Origin of the sequence: Aeromonas sp. FDAARGOS 1418 (genome assembly GCF_019048585.1) — a bacterium.
GTDB lineage: Bacteria > Pseudomonadota > Gammaproteobacteria > Enterobacterales > Aeromonadaceae > Aeromonas > Aeromonas caviae.
This window is the reverse complement of the sequence record NZ_CP077387.1, coordinates 531,315-551,241: the sequence shown is the minus strand read 5'-3', so window position 1 is coordinate 551,241 and position 19,927 is coordinate 531,315. Positions and strand designations below refer to the sequence as shown.

The following is a 19,927-nucleotide window of genomic DNA, read 5'->3' as shown; positions in this document are numbered from 1 at the left end:
CATTTCTGTCAATGGAGGCCGCTTTTCCCCTGTGCTACACCTTGCTTCCTGCCAGATGGCGCCCTCAGGCGCATCGCATCCGGCGGGCCCAAGGAGCTTCAACAAGGAGAGAGCGATGAACAAGGCAGTGGATACGCGCCCCCCCCATGCCCATGCCGGTGGCTGGGTCCCCCGGGATCAGGCCCATGTGGCGCGCTGGGTACAGCGGCTGCGTCAGGCGGTCACCCGCCAGCCTCGCCCGCTGGTGGCCCCGATCGCCGGACTGAAGGCGCTGGTGGAGCAGGATCCTCTCCTGCACCAGCAGGCCCAGGGGATGTTTGACGAGGCGTGGCAGCACGAGCACAGCACGCCGCTCGGTCAGGTCCAGGTGCGCAGCTTCGATGAGTTCCTGCAGCTGCTCAACGGCATCATGACCACGGCCCCGGAAGCCTATCAAGATGTGCAGACCCAGGAGCCCGCCGGGCTGATCGGATTCCCCATCAATGCCCTGCTCAACTGGCCCATGGCGACGGCCGCCGGGTACGACTTCTTTGCCAATGCGCTGGTGAACCAGCAACTGCGCAAGATCCTCGGATACTGGGCCGACTTCCTGCAAAGTCCCGCGTCCCGTTATGTGCTGACGGAGTCGGTGAGCCCCCTGGATCGCCAGACCCTGATCGTCCCCTGGCTCGGGGAGGTGGCGAAACGGGAGATGGTCAAGGTGGCGCAGGGGGCGCTCGGGGCCGGCGACAACCCCACCCCAGAGCGCTTCGAGGGGATCTTCCACACCGTGCCGGGAGAGGAATACGAGGGCTTCGCCAGCTGGGACGACTTCTTCACCCGCCGCTTCTGCCCCGGCGTGCGGCCGGTGACGGCCCCGGACGATGACAGCGTGATCGCCAACGCCTGCGAGTCGGCCCCGCTGCAGGTGGTGACCGGGGTAAGGCGGCAGGACGCCTTCTGGCTCAAGGGGCAGCCCTATTCCCTGGACAACCTGCTGGACTTCGACCCGCGCGTCGCCGCGTTCGAGGGGGGCACCCTCTATCAGGCCTTCCTCAGCGCCCTCAGCTATCACCGCTGGCACAGCCCGGTGAGCGGCACGGTGCGCTCGGTCAAAGTGGTCAACGGCAGCTACTACCTGGCCAACCGCCACCAGGGTTTCGACAGCCCGGCGGGGCCCGACCCCAGCGCCCCGAACCAGTCCCAGCCCTTCCTCACCGCAGTGGCGACCCGGGCACTCATCTTTATCGAGGCGGACAACCCCAAAATCGGCCTGATGTGCGTGGTGCCGGTGGGGATGGCCGAGGTGTCGAGCTGCGAGGTGACGGTGCAGCCGGGGCAGCGGATCGCGAAGGGGGAGCAGCTCGGCATGTTCCACTTCGGCGGCTCCACCCACTGCCTGCTGTGTCGCCCCGGTGTCGAGCTGGCGTTCGACTTCTACGGCCAGCAGCCGGGGCTGGAAGCGACCAACCTGAGGATCAACACGGCGCTGGCGCGGGTCAAATAACCCAGCCGCCGGACAGTAAAAGGCCGCCCTTGAGGCGGCCTTGTTGTTTGTCCATCAGATGGCGCCGACCTGCGTCTTGAGGGTTTCCACCAGCCGCTGGTGGCGGGCGGGGAGCGGCCATTCGGCGCGGTAGATCAGCCAGAGGGTGTCGATCACCTCAATGCTGCTCTGGATCACCCGGATCTGCTCCTGTTGGGCAAAGGCGGTGACGGCGAAGCGGGGCAGCACGGTAAAGCCGAGGCCGCGGGCGACTGGCTCCAGGATCAGGCCGATCTGGTTGGTAAAGCCGCGCAGCGGGATCTCGCCGAAGCGCTGGCCGGGATAGCATCGTCCCAGCAGGCGCTGAGCCATGCTGCGGCCATCCGGGTGGTCAATAAAGCCGAGCTGACAGAGGTGCTGCCAGCTCGGCTCCTCGCCGTCGTTGGGTACTACCAGACAGAGGGGTTCGCGGGCGAAGGGCTCGGCGGCTATGCTGGGGTGCTCCGGCGGTTGATCCACCAGTCCCAGATCGCTGCGCCCCGCCAGTATCGCCTGCACTATGTCGGGGGTGGGGGCAAAGCGGTGCTGGATGGTGAGTCCGGGGTGCTCCTGTTGCTGGTCGAGCAGCAGGGGATAGAGCAGCAGGCCGATGCTGCCGGGGGTGCTGAGGGTGATGGCGCCGCGGTGAGGGTCATCGTCAGAGAGACGGGCCCGCAGCTGTTCGGCGGCCTGCGCCTGCTGGCGGGCGAAGTCGAGCAGCACCAGCCCGCGCGGGGTGAGCTCCAGCTGACGGGGCTTGCGTAGCAGCAGGGGGCCGAATTCGGCCTCGAGGCGCGAGATATGCTGACTGACGGCGGCCTGAGTGAGATCCAGCCGATCGGCGGCACGGGTAAAACTGCCGGTTTCATGCACCACCACCAGGGTGTGGAGCCAGAGTGGATTAACCATAAATTTAATTTATGCATTCCATTAGTTTGACCTTATTTTTCATTATGGCGTCTCTTCCTATCATGTCACCTGTTTCCCACACACAATTTCAAGGTGACTTATGACTTACCCGCGCAACTTCTCCCACATCGGCATCACGGTGACTGACCTCGACAAGGCAGTCGAGTTCTATACCAAGGTGATGGGCTGGTATCTCATCATGCCGGCGACCACCATCACCGAGGATGACTCCGCCATCGGCGTGATGTGCAACGACGTATTTGGCCCGGGCTGGGGCTCTTTCCGCATCGCTCATCTCTCCACCGGCGACAAGATCGGCATCGAGCTGTTCGAGTTCCCCAACAGCGAGCAGCGCGAAAACAACTTCGAATTCTGGAAGACCGGGGTGTTCCACTTCAGCGTGCAGGATCCGGATGTCGAGGGGCTGGCGGCGCGCATCGTCGCAGCGGGTGGCAAGCAGCGGATGCCGGTGCGCGAGTACTATCCGGGCGAGAAGCCCTACCGCATGGTCTACATGGAAGATCCCTTCGGCAACATCATCGAGATCTACAGCCACAGCTATGAGCTGACCTACTCCGCCGGTGCCTATCAGGGGTAAGTGACAGGCCGCCTTCGGGCGGCCTTGTGGTGCCTGCGGGTGTCAGCATGGAATAGTGAACAGTCTGTTGCTGGTAGTGCGTTCTGTTGTTGATAGATGAAAAAATATCAGGATTCACTAAAGACCGTTCATCATTGTGCCGATAGAACTACCAAGATGGGGGTATTCCCGGCCCCCGGCTACCACAAGGATTCGTTGTCATGACTCTCTCGTTGCGCGGCAAGCTGCTCGCGGCCAGCCTGGGGGTAGTGCTGCTGATGGCAGCCCTGCTCGGTATTGTCGCCTTCCACACCCTCAAATCCCGCACCCTTGACGCCATCCAGAGCGAGGCGGTCAACTACGGCCACGCCCACTCGGTGGCCATCGGCAACTGGCTTGAGGATCGCAAGCACGCGGTCGACGCCCTGGCCGCTGTCATTGCGCGCGACCCCGACACGGCCCTGGTGCCCCACCTGTTGCAGACCCGCACCTCCGGCGGTTTCGGCCTCACCTATTTTGGTTCGGCGCAGGGGGAGATGACCCGCCACGATCCCTCCCTCAACACCGCCAACTATGACCCCAGGGCCCGCCCCTGGTACCAGAACGCCGACAAGGCGGGCAAGCTCATCGTCACGCCGCCCTATGTCAGCGTGACCATGCAGCAGATGGTGGTGACCCTGGCCGAGCCGGTGAGCCACCAGGGCCGGGTGATCGGGGTGGCCGGGGCGGATCTCTCCCTCGACGCCCTCATCGACGAGGTGCTGGCCATGAAGGTGCAGGGAGAGGGCTACGCCATGCTGCTCGACCGCACCGGCCTCATCGTCGGCCACCCGAACAAGGAGCTGGCGCTCAAGCAGGTGGCGGAGCTGGATCCCGGTCTCACCGGGGCGGCGCTGGATGCGTGGAGCCGCGACGGCGAACTGCACGGCGCCAACCTGAACGGGCGCGAGGTGCTGCTCTCGGTGCAGGGAGTGCCCGGCACCGACTGGCTGCTCGCCATGGTGATGTACAAGGAGGTGCTGGAGGCGCCGCTCGCCTCCCTGCTGTGGCAACTGGTGGGGCTGACCCTGGTGCTGCTGCTGGTGTTCGGTGCCCTGCTCATCGCCATGTTCAACTACCTGTTCGCGGATCTGGGGCGGGTCTCCAGGGCGCTTGCCGACATCGCCCACGGGGAGGGTGATCTCACGGTGCAGATCGCCACCCGCAGCCAGGATGAGGTGGGGCAGCTGGCCCAGAACTTCAACCAGTTCGTGGCGCGACTGCACGGCATCGTCAGCCGGTTGCGGGACGTCACCGTCGAGCTGGCGGCCCAGTCCCGCACCCAGGCGGCGGGGGCCGAGGCCCGCAGCCAGCGGGTGCGCCAGCAGCAGGACGAGATCGTCATGGTGGCCACCGCGGTGACCGAGATGGCCTCCGCCACCCAGGAGATCGCCGGCAACGCCGAGTTTGCCGCCAACACCGCCGGCGATGCGGTGCGCCTCGCGGTGGCCGGCCAGTCCCAGGTCGGCCAGAGCCAGCGCAGCATCACGGGGCTGGCGGGGGAGGTCTCCGACGCCAGCCAGACCATCCACGAGCTGGATGGCCACGCCCAGCAGATCAGCGGCATTCTGGCCACCATCAGCGGCATCGCCGAGCAGACCAACCTGCTGGCCCTGAACGCCGCCATCGAGGCGGCCCGGGCCGGGGAGCAGGGGCGCGGCTTTGCCGTGGTGGCGGACGAGGTGCGGGTGCTGTCGCGCCGCACCCACGACTCCACCGCCGAGATCCAGCAGATGATCGAGGCGCTGCAGCAGACCACCCGCAAGGCGGTGGGCGGCATGGAGACCAGCCGCCAGCTGGCGGGCACCAGCGTGGAGGACGCCGAAGCGGCGAATCTCAGCCTGGGCAGGATCAACGAGGCCATCGGCGCCATCAGCGACATGGCGACCCAGATCGCGGCGGCGGCCGAGGAGCAGACCTCGGTGACCGGCGAGATCAGCCGCAACACCGAGAATATCCGCCACGTCTCCCAGGCGCTGGCGGCCCAGGCCGGCGAAGAGGCCGCCCAGGCGGCCCAGCTCAAGTCTCTCACCGAGCGGCTGGAGCAGGAGATCGGGCGCTTCCGGCTCTAGGCTGGGACCCGGATGTGACAAAGGCGACCCCGGGGTCGCCTTTATTCATCCTGTGTATGGATATTATTTCACCATGCACCCGCTGAATAATACCGGGTCCTGGCCCTGCAACGGGCGCAGGCAGAGGCTCAGAGAGGCTTGATGTAGCTGTAGAACTCGTTGTCCCGCTGGTAGCCGTGCCCTTCGTAGAGGGCCTGAGCCTGCCGGTTGTCGGTGGCGGTGCTCAGCATCAGGAAGGCGGCGCCCGTCTCCTGGCCGTGGCGATCGGCCCGCGCCAGCAGCGCCTGGGCCACCCCCTGCTGGCGGGCCGCCGGCGCCACGAAAAGATCGTACAGCAGCCAGATGGGCTTCAGGGCGAGGGAGCAGAACAGGGGATAGAGGTGGGCAAATCCCAGCACCTCTCCCTCCTCGCTCTGGGCCACGAAGAGCACCGACTCCCCGGCGGTGCAGCGCTCCAGCAGGAAGGCTTCGGCGGCCTCGGGCCGGGCAGGCAGCCGGTAGAACGCCCGGTATTCCACGAACAGGGGGGTGACCCGGGGAATGTCACCGGGGGTGGCCTGGAAGATCCTCATGGGGCGTTCCCCGCCGGATCCTGGCTGACCCAGATCAGCCGGTCGGTGGCAAAGCCGAGCCCCCGGGCCCGCTCGACCAGGGCCTCTACCTTCTCTTTGGGGGGATGGGGCGTGCGGGAGAGGATCCAGAGGTACTGGAGGTTGTAACTGCTCACCAGGGAGAGGTCATAGTCCGTCGCCAGTACGTTGTAGCTGCCGTAGAAGGGGCCGAAGAAGCTCACCTTGAGGCGCCCCTCGTCGCTGTCACCCACGAAGTAGGCGCGCCCCTCGGCCTCGCGCCACTCCCCCTGTTCGTCCTGCCCCCGGTTGATCACCCTGACACCACCGTCATCCCGCAGGCTGTAGGTGGCGGTGACCCGGTTCAGGCCGCGCTCGAAACCGTGATCGAGGCGGGCCACCTCGTACCAGGTGCCCAGGTAGCGGTCGAGCTGGAAGGGCTTGACCACCTGGTGCCCCGGTGGAATGCCGGTGCAGGCGGTGGCCAGCAGGGTCAGAACGAGCAGGATCAGTGTGCGCATGTCATCCCTCCACGATACGCAGTTGTCCCGAGCGGAAGCGTGCCGCGTGTTCACTCGGGGTGTTGCCAAAGAAGCGTTTGTATTCGCGGCTGAACTGGGAGCCGCTCTCGTAGCCCACCTTGTCCGCCGCCACCCCGGCCTTGAGGCCGTCGTGCAGCATCATCAGCCGCGCCCGGTGCAGGCGCAGGGTCTTGATGTACTGCAGGGGCGAGGTGGCGGTGGCCGCCTTGAAGTGGTGGTGGAAGGCCGAGACGCTCATGTTTGCCTCCCGGGCCAGCTCCTCCACCGTCAGGTTCTCGGTAAAGCGCTGCTCCATGATACGCAGCACCCGGGCTATCTGGCTCACCTGGCTGTGACGGCTGGCCATGGCCAGCAGGGCGGGGGCCCCCCCCTCGTGCAGGGCGTGGAACAGGATCTCGCGCACGATCTGGGGCCCCAGCACCCGGGCGTGGAGCGGTTTGTCCATCACGTCGATGAGGCGCTCCACCGCGCAGAGCATGGTCTCGGAGAGGGGCACGGAGACGACGCCGCGACCCGGCTCCGCCGGGGCGGGGGCCGCGTCCCCCATCTCCAGCAGCAGGGCCTGCAGCGCCGCCACGTCGATCTCCACCGAGAGCCCCACCAGAGGGGATTCGGGGGAGGCGAAGCACTCGCACTCGCAGGGCAGCGGCAGGGTCATCATCAGGTAGTGCTCGGGGTCGTAGCGGAAGGTGAAGTCCGAGAGATAGCCCACCTTGTGCCCCTGCAGGATGATGATCATGCGCGGGCGGTAGAGCACCGGGATGCGGTCGTGATGCTCCGTGGTGTAGATGAGGTGCACGCCGGGCACGGGGGCGGCGGTGATCCCCGGGTGGGGGGCCAGGGCGGCGAGTCGGCTGGCGAGGGCGGACTGGTGGGTCGCCGCGATGGGCTGATTTGTACTCATTTATCCAGGCTCAGTAGAAATAGGCAATAAATCGGCAGAAAGTTCCCTTGATGGTAGGGGGTTATAAGAGAAAAATGCAACCCATACCTTACCGACTACGACCACCCCGGGAGATCCCATGAACAACTTCATCCTGCACACCCCCACCAAGGTGCTGTTCGGCAAGGGCCAGGTGGCCCAGCTGCGCGGCCAGATCCCCAGCGACGCCCGCATCCTCGTCACCTACGGCGGTGGCAGCGTGGTGCGCAGCGGCCTGCTGGGCCAGATCCGCCGCGAGCTGGCCGGCCTGACCCTGTTTGAATTTGGCGGCATCGAGCCCAACCCCACCTACGAGACCCTGATGGGCGCCGTCGAACTGGCCCGCGCCGAGAAGATCGACTTCCTGCTGGCAGTGGGTGGCGGCTCCGTGCTGGACGGCTCCAAGTTCATCGCCGCGGCCGCTCACTACGATCCGGCCAGGGATCCCTGGCACATCCTCGAGACCGTCGGGGGCGAGGTGGCCTCCGCCATTCCTCTGGGCAGCGTGCTGACCCTGCCGGCCACCGGTTCCGAGATGAACATGGGCGCCGTCATCACCCGCAAGAGCACAGGGGACAAGCAGCACTTCTTCTCGCCCTTCGTGATGCCGCGCTTCGCCGTGCTCGACCCCGTGCTCACCTACACCCTGCCCGCCCGTCAGGTGGCCAATGGGGTGGTGGATGCCTTCATCCACACCCTGGAGCAGTACCTCACCTACCCGGTGGATGCCAAGGTGCAGGATCGCTTCGCAGAAGGGCTGCTGCTGACCCTGGCGGAAGAGGGGCCCAAGGCGCTGGTGGAGCCGGAAAACTACGACGTGCGTGCCAACATCATGTGGAGCGCCACCCTGGCACTGAACGGCCTGATCGGAGCCGGCGTGCCCCAGGACTGGGCCACCCACATGCTGGGCCACGAGATCACCGCCCTGCACGGTCTGGACCACGCCCAGACCCTGGCGGTGGTGCTGCCCGCCCTGCTGCAGGCCAAGCGCGAGCAGAAGCGCGCCAAGCTGCTGCAATACGCCGAGCGGGTCTGGGATCTGCGCAGCGGCAGTGACGAGGAGCGTATCGACGGGGCCATCGCCGCCACCCGCGACTTCTTCGAGCGGATGGGGATCAAGACCCGGCTGCGGGATTACGTGGCCGACGCCCGGATCGACGCCCTGCTGGCCAAGCTCGAAGAGCACGGCATGACCGCCCTGGGTGAGCACGGCGACATCGACCTGGCCCAGAGCCGGCATATTTATGAGGCGGCCTGGTAAGCAGAGCGCGCCTGAAACGGGCCCAAGGCCCGGTTGCACCAGGGGGCCCGAACCCGCCAGCAGGCGGGGACGCGGCCCCCTGATCGTTGCAAAATGGTTACTTTTTCCCTTTTCATCTCATCAGATGAGCCAACGGCAGATTTCGTAAGAACAAAAAACGCTAAGGTAGAGGCCGGGTTAAACATTTTTTTTGACTGGTTGGATCACTTTTTTTAGCGCTTTTTGCTGGTATAAGCCCCTAATTTGGTTTGTTTTTTTTAATCATGGTCCGGGATGGGCTGAATTCTGTACCCGCCCGCCCGGGGCCGTGGTTGTAATAAAACTCCAAAATTTGATACTAATCACCCTCGCGCCTGAAAAGCGGGGGCCTGACCGTGACAGGAGGTCGAGGTGAAGCCTGCTGATTTTCATAACAAAGGGCCCGTGACCTGCACTTTGATCATGCCTTGTCCCCTCAGACATGAGAGACTTGGCGATGATTGTTTATTAACCATCAGGGAATAGTCATGCAGATTGGAATACCGAGAGAGAGTCTCGCCGGTGAGACCCGGGTCGCAGCGACCCCGGCCACTGTCGAGCAGCTGAAAAAGCTCGGCTTCGAGGTTGCCATCGAGGCCGGTGCCGGCCTGCGAGCCAGCTTCGATGATGCCGCCTTCGAGGCTGCCGGTGCCAGCGTGGTACCGAACGTCTGGCAAGCCGACCTTGTCTTCAAGGTCAACGCGCCGACCGAGGCCGAAATCGCACAAATTAAGGATGGTGCCACCCTGGTGAGCTTCATCTGGCCCGCCCAGAACCCCGAGCTGGTCAAGAAGCTTTCCGAGCGCAACATCAATGTGATGGCGATGGACATGGTGCCGCGGATCTCCCGTGCCCAGTCCCTCGACGCCCTCTCTTCCATGGCCAACATCGGTGGCTATCGCGCCGTCGTGGAAGCCGCGCACCAGTTCGGTCGCTTCTTCACCGGCCAGATCACCGCCGCCGGTAAAGTACCGCCCGCCAAGGTGCTGGTCATCGGTGCCGGTGTGGCCGGTCTGGCCGCCATCGGGACCGCCGGTTCCCTCGGTGCCATCGTGCGTGCCTTCGATACCCGTCTGGAAGTGGCCGAGCAGATCGAGTCCATGGGTGGGGAATTCCTCAAGCTGGACTTCGGCGGCGAAGATGGCGCATCCAGCGACGGTTACGCCAAGGTGATGAGCGAAGAGTTCATCAAGGCCGAGATGGAGCTGTTCGCCCAGCAGGCCAAGGAAGTGGACATCATCATCACTACCGCCCTGATCCCGGGCAAGCCGGCACCCAAGCTCATCACCAAGGAAATGGTGGACAGCATGAAGCCGGGCTCCGTCATCGTGGACATGGCGGCCCAGGCCGGCGGCAACTGCGAATACACGGTACCGGGTGAACTGCATGTCACCGACAACGGCGTCAAGGTGATCGGTTACACCGATCTGCCGGGCCGCCTGCCTGCCCAATCCTCCCAGCTCTACGGCACCAACCTGGTGAACCTGATGAAGCTGATGTGCAAGGAGAAGGACGGCAACGTCGCCATCGACTTCGAAGACGTGGTGCAGCGCAACATGACGGTGGTCCAGGCCGGTGAAGTGACCTTCCCGCCCCCCGCCATCTCCGTCTCTGCTGCCCCGCAGAAACCCGCTGCCGCCAAACCGGCCGCCAAGAAGGAAGAGGCCAAGCCCTCCAACAAGAAGTTCGTGTTCGGTGCCCTCGGCATCGCCGCCTTCGGTTGGGTGGCCGCTGTGGCGCCTGCCGCCTTCCTCTCCCACTTCACCGTCTTCATCCTGGCCTGCGTGGTCGGTTACTACGTGGTGTGGAACGTCTCTCACGCCCTGCACACGCCGCTGATGTCGGTCACCAATGCCATCTCCGGCATCATCGTGGTCGGTGCGCTGTTGCAGATTGGACAAGGGTCGACCCTGGTCACCGTGCTGGCCTTTGTCGCCGTGCTGATTGCCAGTATCAACATCTTCGGTGGCTTCACCGTCACTCAGCGCATGCTGAAGATGTTCCGTAAGGATTAAGGAGGTTTAACGTGTCTCAAGGACTGGTAACAGCATCCTATATCGTTGCCGCCGTGCTCTTCATCCTCAGTCTCGCGGGACTGTCGAAGCAAGAAACGGCCAAGCATGGCAACCTGTTCGGTATCGCGGGGATGGCCATCGCCCTGCTCGCCACCGTCTTCAACCCGGAAACCAGTGGCGTCCACTGGATCATCCTGGCCATGGCCATCGGTGGCGCCATCGGCGTGCGTCTGGCCCTCAAGGTCGAGATGACCGAGATGCCCGAGCTGGTGGCCGTGCTGCACAGCTTCGTGGGCATGGCAGCGGTGCTGGTGGGCTTCAACAGCTTCATCGATCTGCACCCCTCCGCCCCCGCTGAAGTGGTGGTCTCCGTCGGCTCCAACCTGGATGCGACCCTGGCAGCCGCCCGGGCGGCGTTCGAGCAGGCGGCCAGTGTCGCCCAGGTCGAGCACCTCTCCGGCGCCATGCTGAACATCCACCTGGTGGAAGTGTTCCTGGGCGTCTTCATCGGTGCCGTGACCTTCACCGGTTCCGTGGTGGCGTTCGGCAAGCTGCGTGGCCTCATCTCTTCCAAGCCGCTGATGCTGCCGCACCGCCACAAGCTGAACCTGCTGGCCGTGGTGGTCTCCATCGCGCTGATGATCCACTTCGTCAACGCCGGTGGCTCCACCTTCGCCCTGCTGGTGATGACCCTGATCGCCTTCGCCTTCGGCTGGCACTTGGTCGCCTCCATCGGTGGTGCGGACATGCCGGTGGTGGTCTCCATGCTGAACTCCTACTCCGGTTGGGCGGCGGCGGCGGCGGGCTTCATGCTCTCCAATGACCTGCTGATCGTCACCGGTGCCCTGGTGGGTTCCTCCGGTGCCATCCTCTCCTACATCATGTGCAAGGCGATGAACCGCTCCTTCATCTCCGTGATCGCAGGAGGCTTTGGCTCCGACGGCGTGGCCTCCACCGCCGAGCAGGAGCTGGGCGAATACCGCGAGACCAACGCCGAAGACGTGGCCGACATGCTGAAGAACGCCAGCTCCGTCATCATCACCCCGGGCTACGGCATGGCGGTGGCGCAGGCCCAGTACCCGGTGGCCGAGATCACCCAGAAGCTGCGTGATCGCGGCGTCAAGGTGCGCTTCGGCATCCACCCGGTGGCCGGTCGTCTGCCTGGTCACATGAACGTGCTGCTGGCGGAAGCGAAAGTCCCCTATGACATCGTGCTGGAAATGGACGAGATCAACGATGACTTCGCCGACACCGACGTGGTGCTGGTGATCGGTGCCAACGACACCGTCAACCCGGCCGCCATGGAAGATCCGGGCAGCCCCATCGCCGGCATGCCGGTGCTGGAAGTGTGGAAGGCGCAGAACGTCATCGGCTTCAAGCGCTCCATGAACACTGGCTACGCCGGTGTCCAGAACCCGCTGTTCTTCAAGGAGAACACCCAGATGCTGTTTGGCGATGCCAAGGCCAGCGTCGAGGCCATCCTGAAGGCGCTGTAAGCGTTGACCGGATGAGACAAAAAGGGGGCTTCGGCCCCCTTTTTCTATGACCAGAGTGGGTGACCGTGGCAGGGAACAGACAGGCGGTGGTGCCTGCCTGTCCGGGCTGACTGGCGAGCCCTGGCTCAATTAAAGTTGATCAAAAGCACCAAAAAACCACCTTGAAGGCCTCTCATGGGGCCTTTTTGTCATTTCAGTCGTGATTTTGCTCACATTTTGTGGTGTTGTCTCACCAGTCGGGCATAATGCCCGCGCAGAAAGCGGATTTGCTCAATTTTATTTGAGTCCGCTTCGAATATCCTTACCCAACGTTGACCGGATGACCCCATGACCGAGGTAGCCCCCTTGCGCGACGTCAGCACACTGACCGATGAAGAGCGCCATCTGATCGCCAGCTTCGAGCCTGCGGTGGCGGCGCTGTCCGCCCTGTTTGGCCCGGGTTGCGAGGTGGTGCTGCACGCCTTTGACAGCCTGCATGCCTCCGTCATCAAGATTGCCAACGGCCACATCACCGGCCGCCAGGAGGGAGCGCCGGTCACCGACTTCGCGCTCGACAAGTTGCACAGTGCCGCCGGCAGCCAGTGGAGCAGCTATTTCTCCCGCACCCGGGAGGGCTCCCTGCTGAAGTCCTCGTCCATCACCATCAGCAACCGCGAGGGCAAACCCATCGGTATGCTGTGCGTGAATTTCAGTCTGGACACGCCCCTTGGCAGCCTGCTCGACACCTTTGCCCCGCCCGCAGTGCCCCCTGCCCACGGCACCGAAACCTTCGCCAGCTCGGTGGATGATCTGGTGGCGCAGGTGATCGCCAAGGTGGACAGGGATCCCGGGCTGGGCAGCAGCGTGCGCAACAAGGCGATCGTGCACCGGCTTTACGACATGGGCATCTTCGAGATCAAGGATGCCGCCCAACTGGTGGCCGAGCTGCTCGGCATCTCCCGCCATACCGTTTACCTGCATATCCGCAATCACAAGGCGGAACTGGCCGAACAACAATGACGAGCCCGCACGCGGGCGCCATGAACATGAGACACATCGCAATGAACGCACAATGGACCGACTTTATTACCCTGCTCAAGCGTGAAGTGGTGCCGGCCCTCGGCTGCACCGAGCCTATGTCGGTCGCCCTGGCGGCGGCCAACTGCCGCAAGCTGCTGGGGCAGGTACCGACCCGCACCCGCGTCTGGGTCAGCGGCAATCTGTTCAAGAACGGCATGGGGGTCGGTGTGCCCGGCACCGGCATGATCGGCCTGCCGGTGGCCGCCGCCGTCGGCATCACCGGTGGCAACCCGGATGCCGGGCTGGAGGTGCTCAAGAGCCTCACGCCGGATCAGGTCGAGGCGGCCAAGGGGCTGCTGCCCACCATAGAGGTGGATGTGAAGGATGTGCCCGACGTGCTCTACGCCGAGGTGCTGGCCGAAGTGGAGGGGCACAGTGCCCGGGTGGTGATCTGTACCGACCATACCCGCATCGTGCTGATGGAGAAGGATGGCGAGGTGCTGATGGTGCAGGACAGCGCCCCCGGGGTGCAGATCCAGCCAGCCAAGGCCGACAAGCCCACCATGACCCTGAAGGAGATCGTGGCCTTCGCCCTGGAGGTGCCGCTGGTCGAGATCGACTTCATCCGCGAGGCGGCCACCATGAACCAGGCGCTGGCGGACGAAGGGCTGCAGGGCTATGGCCTGCGCATCGGCAAGATCCTCACCGATCAGGTGGAGCGCAAGCTGCTCTCCGACGACCTGATGACCCTGGCCATGCGCCTGTCGTCTGCCGCCTCCGATGCGCGGATGGATGGCGCCATGCTGCCCGCCATGTCCAATTCCGGTTCCGGCAACCAGGGCATTGCCGCCACCATGCCGGTGGTCGCCGCGGCCCGCTTCCTCAAGGCCGATGACGAGCAGCTAGCCCGTGCCCTGGTGATGAGCCACCTGGTGGCCATCTACATCAAGGCCTACCAGAACAAGCTCTCCGCCCTGTGTGCCGCCAGTACCGCCGCCATGGGATCGGGGGCCGCCATCACCTGGCTGCTGGGGGGCCAGTTCGAGCAGATCAGCCACTGCATCAACAACATGATTGGGGATGTTTCCGGCATCATCTGCGACGGCGCCGGCAGCGCCTGCTCCATGAAGGTCTCCACCTCCACCTCGGCGGCGGTGAAATCCTCGCTGATGGCCATCAACAACCTGCGCGTGCCCCAGAGCGAGGGGATCGTCTCCGACGACGTGGATCAGACCATCGCCAACCTGGGTCGCCTCTCCAGGGAGGGGATGCTGGATACCGACATCGAGATCATCAACATCATGCGGGCCAAGCAGCAGGGTAAGCACCAGTGACCCCGGAGTGCCGCCGTCGGCCATAAAAAAACCGGAGCCAGTGGCTCCGGTTTTTCATTGTCCGTTCGCTACTCAGCCGCGACCGAGACGGTTGTCCGGGTAGTTCTTGGCCAGCACTTCTCGGGCATGCTGGGCCAGGGTCGGCATCTTCAGGGTGTCATAGGCGTTGACCATGATTTCCAGTGCCTTCTCGGTTTCCACCGTGTCGGGATAGGTCTCGACGATCAGCTTGGCGCGGTTGGCTGCGGCGATCAGGGCGCCACGCTTGACGTAGTACTCGGCTACCCCCAGGTCATAGCGGGCAAGACGGTTCTTCAGGCCGATCATGCGGGCACGGGCATCGGCTGCATAGCTGCTGTTGGGGTAGTTCTGCAGCAGGGTCTTGAAGTCCTGGAAGGCCTGACGTGCGTAGGAGGGGTCCTTGTCATCCCGATTGATGCCGAGGAAATCCTGGAAGAAGTTGTAATCCGCCGCCATGTTGGTCAGGCCGCGCATATAGAAGACGTAATCGATGTTCTTGTGCGCCGGGTTCAGGCGGATAAAACGGTCGATGTTGGCGATCGCCTGGGCGGTATCATCCTGCTTGTAGTAGGCATAGATGAGATCGAGCTGAACCTGGTTTGAGTAGGCACCGAACGGGTAACGAGAGTCCAGCGCTTCCAGCAGTTCGATGGCATTGAGGTAGTTGCCGGTATCCAGTTTGATGCGGGCTTTCTGGTACAGAACTTCCGGCGGTTCGTCGGGAACCTTGGGTTTGGTGCTGGAACAGCCAGTGATCAGGGTAGCGACCAAGGCGAGCGACATCAGCAGGTGAGACTTCTTTCCCATCAACAACATCCGGTCCATTTCCACGAAATTGGCAAAGTATCCGTTATGCTTGGCTAAAAGAAAAGCTAGAATACCCGGATTATTTCGAATTGATACCCCCGCTCAAGAGACCATACATGAGCCAGCATATTGAACTGACAGGCGAATTTCAGGATCACCAATTCGGGCAACGACTCGACCAGGCCCTGGCCGAATTGTTTCCCGACTACTCCCGGACCCGCATCAAGGAGTGGATTTTACAGGACAGAGTGACCCTGGACGGTCAGGTTGCCAATACCCCGCGCGAGAAAGTGGTGGCCGGGCAGCAGGTACATGTGAATGTGGAACTGGCAGACGACACCCGCTGGGATGCCCAGAACATCGAGCTGAACATCGTTTATGAAGATGAACACATCCTGGTGATCGACAAGCCGGCCGGCCTGGTGGTTCACCCGGGCGCCGGTACGCCGGACGGCACCGTGCTCAACGCCCTGCTGCACCGCTACCCCGGCATCGCCGAGGTCCCCCGTGCCGGTATCGTGCACCGTCTGGACAAAGACACCACGGGGTTGATGGTGGTGGCCAAGACCATTCCCGCCCAGACCCACCTGGTGGAAGCCCTGCAGGCACGCCAGATCACCCGTGAGTACGAGGCGATTGCCATCGGTCACATGACCGCCGGCGGCACCGTCGATGCCCCCATCGGTCGTCACCCGACCCAGCGTACCCACATGGCAGTGGTGCCCAACGGGCGCGAGTCCGTCACCCACTACCGGGTGCACGAGAAGTTCCGTGGTCACACCCGTCTGCGGTTGCGGCTGGAGACCGGCCGTACGCACCAGATCCGTGTCCACATGGCCCACATCAAGCATCCGCTGGTGGGGGATCCCGCCTACGGTGGCCGTCTGCGTCTGCTGCGCAACGCCACCCCCGAACTGACCGAGGCCCTGCGCGCTTTCCACCGTCAGGCGCTGCACGCCACCATGCTGAAGCTGGCGCACCCCATCACGGGTGAAGTGATGGAGTGGCACTCCCCCACGCCGCAGGATATGGTGGCGCTGATGGAAGTGCTGCGGGCGGATACCCTGGCCAATCCGGACGATCTGGTCTGGAACTGATCCCGAGGGCGGCCTTGCGACGATTCCTGCCGTAACCTGCCCTCCATGATCTGATGCGGGGCCCCTTGACTGGTTGCAGCCAAGGGGCCCCGTTTTCATATGAACGAAAGGAGCCACAGATGAACTGGATCGCACCCGAATGGCCCGCACCGGGCAATGTCAGGGCTCTCTCGACCACCCGGGACGGCGGCATCAGCGAAGGGGTCTTTGCCGGTCTGAACCTCGGGGCCCATGTGGGCGATGCACCGGCCAGGGTCGAGGCCAACCGCGCCCGACTGCAGCAGGTGGCGGGGATCCCCGGCACTCTCAACTGGCTCAACCAGGTACATGGCATCGCCGTCCATCCGGTGAGCGACCGTTATGAGCGCGCACCGGATGCCGATGCCGCCTGTGCGCATGAGGCGGGGCAGGCCTGCATCGTGATGACTGCCGACTGCCTGCCGGTGCTGTTCTGCGATCGGGCAGGCACCGTAGTGGCGGCGGCCCATGCCGGTTGGCGCGGACTGCAGGGGGGTGTATTGGAGACAAGCATCGCCGCCATGGGCTGCGAGCCTGGCGAGATCCTGGCCTGGCTGGGCCCGGCCATCGGTCCCGCCGCGTTCGAAGTGGGTGGCGAAGTGCGTGAGGCCTTCATGACGGAGCAGGCGGAAGCGGCGACTGCATTCGTGCCATCCCTCAACGAAGGGAAATGGCTGGCGGATATCTACCAGCTGGCCCGACTGCGCCTCGCCCGCGCCGGCGTCACCGCCATCTATGGCGGCGAATACTGCACCTTCAGCGACAGCGAGCGCTTCTACTCCTATCGCCGCGACGGACAGACGGGTCGCATGGCCTCCCTTGTGTGGCTGGAAAAATAGCCGAAGAGGCGCTCGCGAGTGGCCGCAAGCGCCTCTTCACTCCCTGGTGATGGCCCTTTGGCGGCCATGTCTTGCTGCCGAGCAGGCTCAGGGCAGCAGGCTGCCATTGCGAGGTCGTTTTCCCTCGGTCATTGCTATTGAGGAAAAAATAAACAGCCCCCCCTTGAAATTGCCCTTCAAGACCACATCTTCCTTGTCAGAAAGCGATGTTGTTGCCGCGCATGCGGCGTCTGTCTTGAAGGGGGAGTGCAATGCGCCTCGATCGCCTGACCAGCAAATTCCAGATTGCCATTTCCGATGCCCAGTCTCTTGCACTGGGTCGTGACCACCAATTCATCGAACCCGTCCATCTGATGAGCGCCTTGCTCAATCAGGACGGCGGATCCATTCGTCCGCTGCTCACCCTGACCGGGCTCGACATCAATACCCTGCGCTCGCGCCTCGGCGAGGAGCTGGATCGCCTGCCCCGCGTCAGTGGGGTGGAAGGGGACGTACAGCTCTCCAACGGCCTCGGCCGCCTGCTCAACGTCTGCGACAAGCTGGCCCAGCAGCGCAAGGATCAGTTCATCTCGTCCGAGCTGTTCGTGCTGGCGGCCCTGGACGAGAAGGGGACGCTGGGCGAGCTGCTGCGTGCCCAGGGGCTGACCAAGGAAAAACTCGAGGCAGCCATCGACAAGGTCCGTGGCGGCAAGAAGGTGGAGGATGCCAACGCCGAGGAGAATCGCCAGGCGCTGGAGAAGTACACCATCGATCTCACCGAGCGGGCCGAACTCGGCAAGCTCGACCCGGTGATCGGCCGGGATGACGAAATTCGCCGCACCATCCAGGTGCTGCAACGCCGCACCAAGAACAACCCGGTGCTGATCGGCGCACCCGGCGTCGGCAAGACCGCCATCGTCGAGGGTCTGGCCCAGCGCATCATCAATGGCGAAGTGCCGGAAGGGCTCAAGAACAAGCGGGTGCTCTCCCTGGACATGGGGGCCCTGGTGGCCGGTGCCAAGTATCGCGGCGAGTTCGAGGAGCGGCTCAAGGCGGTTCTGAACGATCTGGCCAAGGAGGAGGGCAGCGTCATCCTCTTCGTGGACGAGCTGCACACCATGGTCGGCGCCGGCAAGGGCGAGGGTGCCATGGATGCGGGCAACATGCTCAAGCCCGCCCTGGCCCGCGGCGAGCTGCACTGCGTCGGGGCCACCACCCTCGATGAGTACAGGCAGTATGTGGAGAAGGATGCCGCCCTGGAGCGCCGTTTCCAGAAGGTGCTGGTGGAGGAGCCCTCGGTGGAGGACACCATCGCCATCCTGCGTGGCCTGAAGGAGCGCTACGAGCTGCACCACCATGTGCAGATCACCGACCCCGCCATCGTCGCGGCGGCCCAGCTCTCCCACCGCTACATCGCGGATCGCCAGCTGCCTGACAAGGCCATCGACCTTATCGACGAGGCGGCGGCCAGCATCCGGCTCCAGATCGACTCCAAGCCGGAATCCCTGGACCGGCTCGAGCGGCGCATCATCCAGCTCAAGCTGGAGCAGCAGGCGCTGATGAAGGAGGACGATGACGCCAGCCGCAAGCGCCTCGATCTGCTCAATCAGGAGCTGACGGAAAAAGAGCGGGAATACAACGAGCTGGAAGAGGTGTGGAAGGCCGAGAAGGCTGCCCTCGCCGGGACTCAGCACATCAAGGCGGCGCTGGAGCAGGCCCGTCAGGATCTCGAGGTGGCGCGCCGCGCAGGGGACTTGGGCCGCATGTCCGAGTTGCAGTACGGCCGCATCCCTGAACTGGAGAAACAGCTGGATCTCGCCACCCAGGCCGAGATGCAGGAGACCAGCCTGCTGCGCAACCGGGTCACCGACGTGGAGATCGCCGACGTCCTGGCCCGCTGGACCGGCATTCCGGTGGCCCGCATGCTGGAAGGGGAACGGGAGAAGTTGCTGCGGATGGAGGATCAGCTGCACAGCCGGGTGATCGGCCAGGAAGAGGCGGTGGACGCCGTCTCCAACGCCATTCGCCGCTCTCGTGCCGGGCTGTCCGATCCGAACCGGCCGATCGGTTCTTTCCTGTTCCTCGGTCCGACCGGGGTGGGCAAGACCGAGCTGTGCAAGGCGCTGGCGGAGTTCCTGTTCGATACCCAGGACGCCATGGTGCGGATCGACATGTCCGAGTTCATGGAGAAACACAGCGTGGCCCGTTTGGTGGGGGCGCCTCCGGGATACGTGGGTTACGAGGAAGGGGGGTATCTCACCGAGGCGGTGCGCCGTCGCCCCTATTCGGTGATCCTGCTGGACGAGGTGGAGAAGGCCCACCCGGACGTGTTCAACATCCTGTTGCAGGTGCTGGACGATGGCCGCCTGACCGACGGTCAGGGGCGTACCGTGGACTTCCGCAACACCGTGGTGATCATGACCTCCAACCTCGGGTCTGATCTCATTCAGGAGCACCACTCCGAGAAGGATTACGACGAGATGAAGACCATGCTGATGGAGGTGCTGACCCGCAGCTTCCGGCCGGAGTTCATCAACCGGATCGACGAGACCGTGGTGTTCCACCCCCTCGGTGAGGAGCACATCAAGTCCATCGCCCGTATCCAGCTCAAGAGCCTGATGAGCCGTCTGGAGTCCCAGGGCTTCGAGGTGGAGGTGAGCGAGGAGCTGCTGACCAAGCTGGTTCATGCCGGGTTCGATCCCGTCTACGGGGCGCGCCCCCTCAAGCGGGCGATCCAGCAGAAGGTGGAGAACCCGCTGGCCCAGGCCCTGCTCAGTGGTCGGGTCATCCCGGGCAAGACACTGCGGCTGGGGGCCGACAGCAACGGCCTCACCATGACCCAGTAATGGGATTGTCGATGAAAAACGCAGGCCTCGTGCCTGCGTTTTTTTATGGGCGTTCGCAACCCG

General features: G+C 64.0%; 16 protein-coding genes. 11 read left to right on the top strand and 5 right to left on the bottom strand.

Annotated features, from left to right (window positions below):
• Positions 1-115: 115 nt before the first annotated feature.
• The gene (locus tag I6L48_RS02670; RefSeq protein ID WP_216987752.1) at positions 116-1,486 is read left to right on the top strand and encodes a phosphatidylserine decarboxylase family protein; all 1,371 of its coding nucleotides are present in this window, start codon (positions 116-118) and stop codon (positions 1,484-1,486) included.
• 54 nt (positions 1,487-1,540) lie between these two features.
• On the opposite strand, the gene I6L48_RS02665 is transcribed toward I6L48_RS02670, so the two are convergent.
• A complete protein-coding gene (locus I6L48_RS02665) occupies positions 1,541-2,413 on the bottom strand; it encodes a LysR family transcriptional regulator (protein ID WP_216987751.1) in 873 nt (290 codons plus the stop codon).
• A 100-nt stretch (positions 2,414-2,513) separates the two neighbouring features.
• On the opposite strand from I6L48_RS02665, the gene I6L48_RS02660 reads away from it, so the two are divergent.
• Entirely contained in the window at positions 2,514-3,011 is a 498-nt protein-coding gene (locus I6L48_RS02660) for a lactoylglutathione lyase family protein (protein ID WP_041209527.1), read from the top strand.
• A gap of 200 nt (positions 3,012-3,211) precedes the next feature.
• Positions 3,212-5,101: a methyl-accepting chemotaxis protein gene (locus I6L48_RS02655; RefSeq protein WP_216987750.1), complete on the top strand. Its 1,890-nt coding sequence runs from the start codon at positions 3,212-3,214 to the stop codon at positions 5,099-5,101.
• Positions 5,102-5,229: 128 nt separating this feature from the next.
• Here I6L48_RS02655 and I6L48_RS02650 read toward each other — a convergent pair whose 3' ends face one another.
• The 3 genes from I6L48_RS02650 to I6L48_RS02640 are packed head-to-tail and all read right to left on the bottom strand — an operon-like array spanning position 5,230 to position 7,116.
• Complete coding sequence (locus tag I6L48_RS02650) at positions 5,230-5,673, bottom strand: GNAT family N-acetyltransferase (protein WP_045522818.1); 444 nt, start codon at positions 5,671-5,673, stop codon at positions 5,230-5,232.
• Complete coding sequence (locus tag I6L48_RS02645; RefSeq protein WP_039039627.1) at positions 5,670-6,191, bottom strand: lipocalin family protein; 522 nt, start codon at positions 6,189-6,191, stop codon at positions 5,670-5,672. The genes I6L48_RS02650 and I6L48_RS02645 overlap by 4 nt, the downstream gene beginning before the upstream one ends.
• A 1-nt stretch (position 6,192) precedes the next feature.
• Entirely contained in the window at positions 6,193-7,116 is a 924-nt protein-coding gene (locus I6L48_RS02640) for an AraC family transcriptional regulator (RefSeq protein ID WP_010675998.1), read from the bottom strand.
• A 118-nt stretch (positions 7,117-7,234) separates the two neighbouring features.
• On the opposite strand from I6L48_RS02640, the gene yqhD reads away from it, so the two are divergent.
• From yqhD to I6L48_RS02615, 5 genes are all read left to right on the top strand, one after another.
• Positions 7,235-8,395 carry an alcohol dehydrogenase gene (gene yqhD / locus I6L48_RS02635; RefSeq protein ID WP_113069144.1) on the top strand — a complete coding sequence of 387 codons (1,161 nt, stop codon included), beginning with the start codon at positions 7,235-7,237 and terminating at the stop codon, positions 8,393-8,395.
• Positions 8,396-8,901: 506 nt separating this feature from the next.
• Positions 8,902-10,428, top strand: a complete 1,527-nt coding sequence (locus tag I6L48_RS02630) for a Re/Si-specific NAD(P)(+) transhydrogenase subunit alpha (RefSeq protein ID WP_010675996.1) — start codon at positions 8,902-8,904, stop codon at positions 10,426-10,428.
• An 11-nt stretch (positions 10,429-10,439) separates the two neighbouring features.
• Positions 10,440-11,924 carry a Re/Si-specific NAD(P)(+) transhydrogenase subunit beta gene (gene pntB / locus I6L48_RS02625; protein WP_010675995.1) on the top strand — a complete coding sequence of 495 codons (1,485 nt, stop codon included), beginning with the start codon at positions 10,440-10,442 and terminating at the stop codon, positions 11,922-11,924.
• Positions 11,925-12,251: 327 nt separating this feature from the next.
• Positions 12,252-12,923, top strand: a complete 672-nt coding sequence (locus I6L48_RS02620; protein WP_113069142.1) for a transcriptional regulator — start codon at positions 12,252-12,254, stop codon at positions 12,921-12,923.
• 26 nt (positions 12,924-12,949) lie between these two features.
• On the top strand, positions 12,950-14,257 hold the full coding sequence (locus tag I6L48_RS02615) for a serine dehydratase subunit alpha family protein (RefSeq protein ID WP_052816202.1): 1,308 nt from the start codon (positions 12,950-12,952) through the stop codon (positions 14,255-14,257).
• A gap of 72 nt (positions 14,258-14,329) precedes the next feature.
• On the opposite strand, the gene I6L48_RS02610 is transcribed toward I6L48_RS02615, so the two are convergent.
• Positions 14,330-15,085 carry an outer membrane protein assembly factor BamD gene (locus I6L48_RS02610; RefSeq protein ID WP_216987749.1) on the bottom strand — a complete coding sequence of 252 codons (756 nt, stop codon included), beginning with the start codon at positions 15,083-15,085 and terminating at the stop codon, positions 14,330-14,332.
• A 116-nt stretch (positions 15,086-15,201) separates the two neighbouring features.
• Between I6L48_RS02610 and rluD the strand changes: the two genes are divergently transcribed.
• From rluD to clpB, 3 genes are all read left to right on the top strand, one after another.
• Complete coding sequence (rluD, locus tag I6L48_RS02605; protein WP_042864780.1) at positions 15,202-16,182, top strand: 23S rRNA pseudouridine(1911/1915/1917) synthase RluD; 981 nt, start codon at positions 15,202-15,204, stop codon at positions 16,180-16,182.
• 119 nt (positions 16,183-16,301) lie between these two features.
• Entirely contained in the window at positions 16,302-17,039 is a 738-nt protein-coding gene (pgeF, locus tag I6L48_RS02600) for a peptidoglycan editing factor PgeF (RefSeq protein ID WP_113069140.1), read from the top strand.
• Positions 17,040-17,290: 251 nt separating this feature from the next.
• Complete coding sequence (gene clpB, locus I6L48_RS02595) at positions 17,291-19,864, top strand: ATP-dependent chaperone ClpB (protein WP_041211934.1); 2,574 nt, start codon at positions 17,291-17,293, stop codon at positions 19,862-19,864.
• Positions 19,865-19,927: the final 63 nt, after the last annotated feature.

Excerpts from the sequence above, each read along its gene's own strand:
- I6L48_RS02670 (WP_216987752.1), top strand. The coding sequence starts at position 116 with ATGAACAAGGCAGTGGATACGCGCCCCCCCCATGCCCATGCCGGTGGC.
- I6L48_RS02665 (WP_216987751.1), bottom strand. The coding sequence starts at position 2,413 with ATGGTTAATCCACTCTGGCTCCACACCCTGGTGGTGGTGCATGAAACC.
- I6L48_RS02660 (WP_041209527.1), top strand. The coding sequence starts at position 2,514 with ATGACTTACCCGCGCAACTTCTCCCACATCGGCATCACGGTGACTGAC.
- I6L48_RS02655 (WP_216987750.1), top strand. The coding sequence starts at position 3,212 with ATGACTCTCTCGTTGCGCGGCAAGCTGCTCGCGGCCAGCCTGGGGGTA.
- I6L48_RS02650 (WP_045522818.1), bottom strand. The coding sequence starts at position 5,673 with ATGAGGATCTTCCAGGCCACCCCCGGTGACATTCCCCGGGTCACCCCC.
- I6L48_RS02645 (WP_039039627.1), bottom strand. The coding sequence starts at position 6,191 with ATGCGCACACTGATCCTGCTCGTTCTGACCCTGCTGGCCACCGCCTGC.
- I6L48_RS02640 (WP_010675998.1), bottom strand. The coding sequence starts at position 7,116 with ATGAGTACAAATCAGCCCATCGCGGCGACCCACCAGTCCGCCCTCGCC.
- yqhD (WP_113069144.1), top strand. The coding sequence starts at position 7,235 with ATGAACAACTTCATCCTGCACACCCCCACCAAGGTGCTGTTCGGCAAG.
- I6L48_RS02630 (WP_010675996.1), top strand. The coding sequence starts at position 8,902 with ATGCAGATTGGAATACCGAGAGAGAGTCTCGCCGGTGAGACCCGGGTC.
- I6L48_RS02620 (WP_113069142.1), top strand. The coding sequence starts at position 12,252 with ATGACCGAGGTAGCCCCCTTGCGCGACGTCAGCACACTGACCGATGAA.
- I6L48_RS02615 (WP_052816202.1), top strand. The coding sequence starts at position 12,950 with ATGAGACACATCGCAATGAACGCACAATGGACCGACTTTATTACCCTG.
- I6L48_RS02610 (WP_216987749.1), bottom strand. The coding sequence starts at position 15,085 with ATGGGAAAGAAGTCTCACCTGCTGATGTCGCTCGCCTTGGTCGCTACC.
- rluD (WP_042864780.1), top strand. The coding sequence starts at position 15,202 with ATGAGCCAGCATATTGAACTGACAGGCGAATTTCAGGATCACCAATTC.
- pgeF (WP_113069140.1), top strand. The coding sequence starts at position 16,302 with ATGAACTGGATCGCACCCGAATGGCCCGCACCGGGCAATGTCAGGGCT.
- clpB (WP_041211934.1), top strand. The coding sequence starts at position 17,291 with ATGCGCCTCGATCGCCTGACCAGCAAATTCCAGATTGCCATTTCCGAT.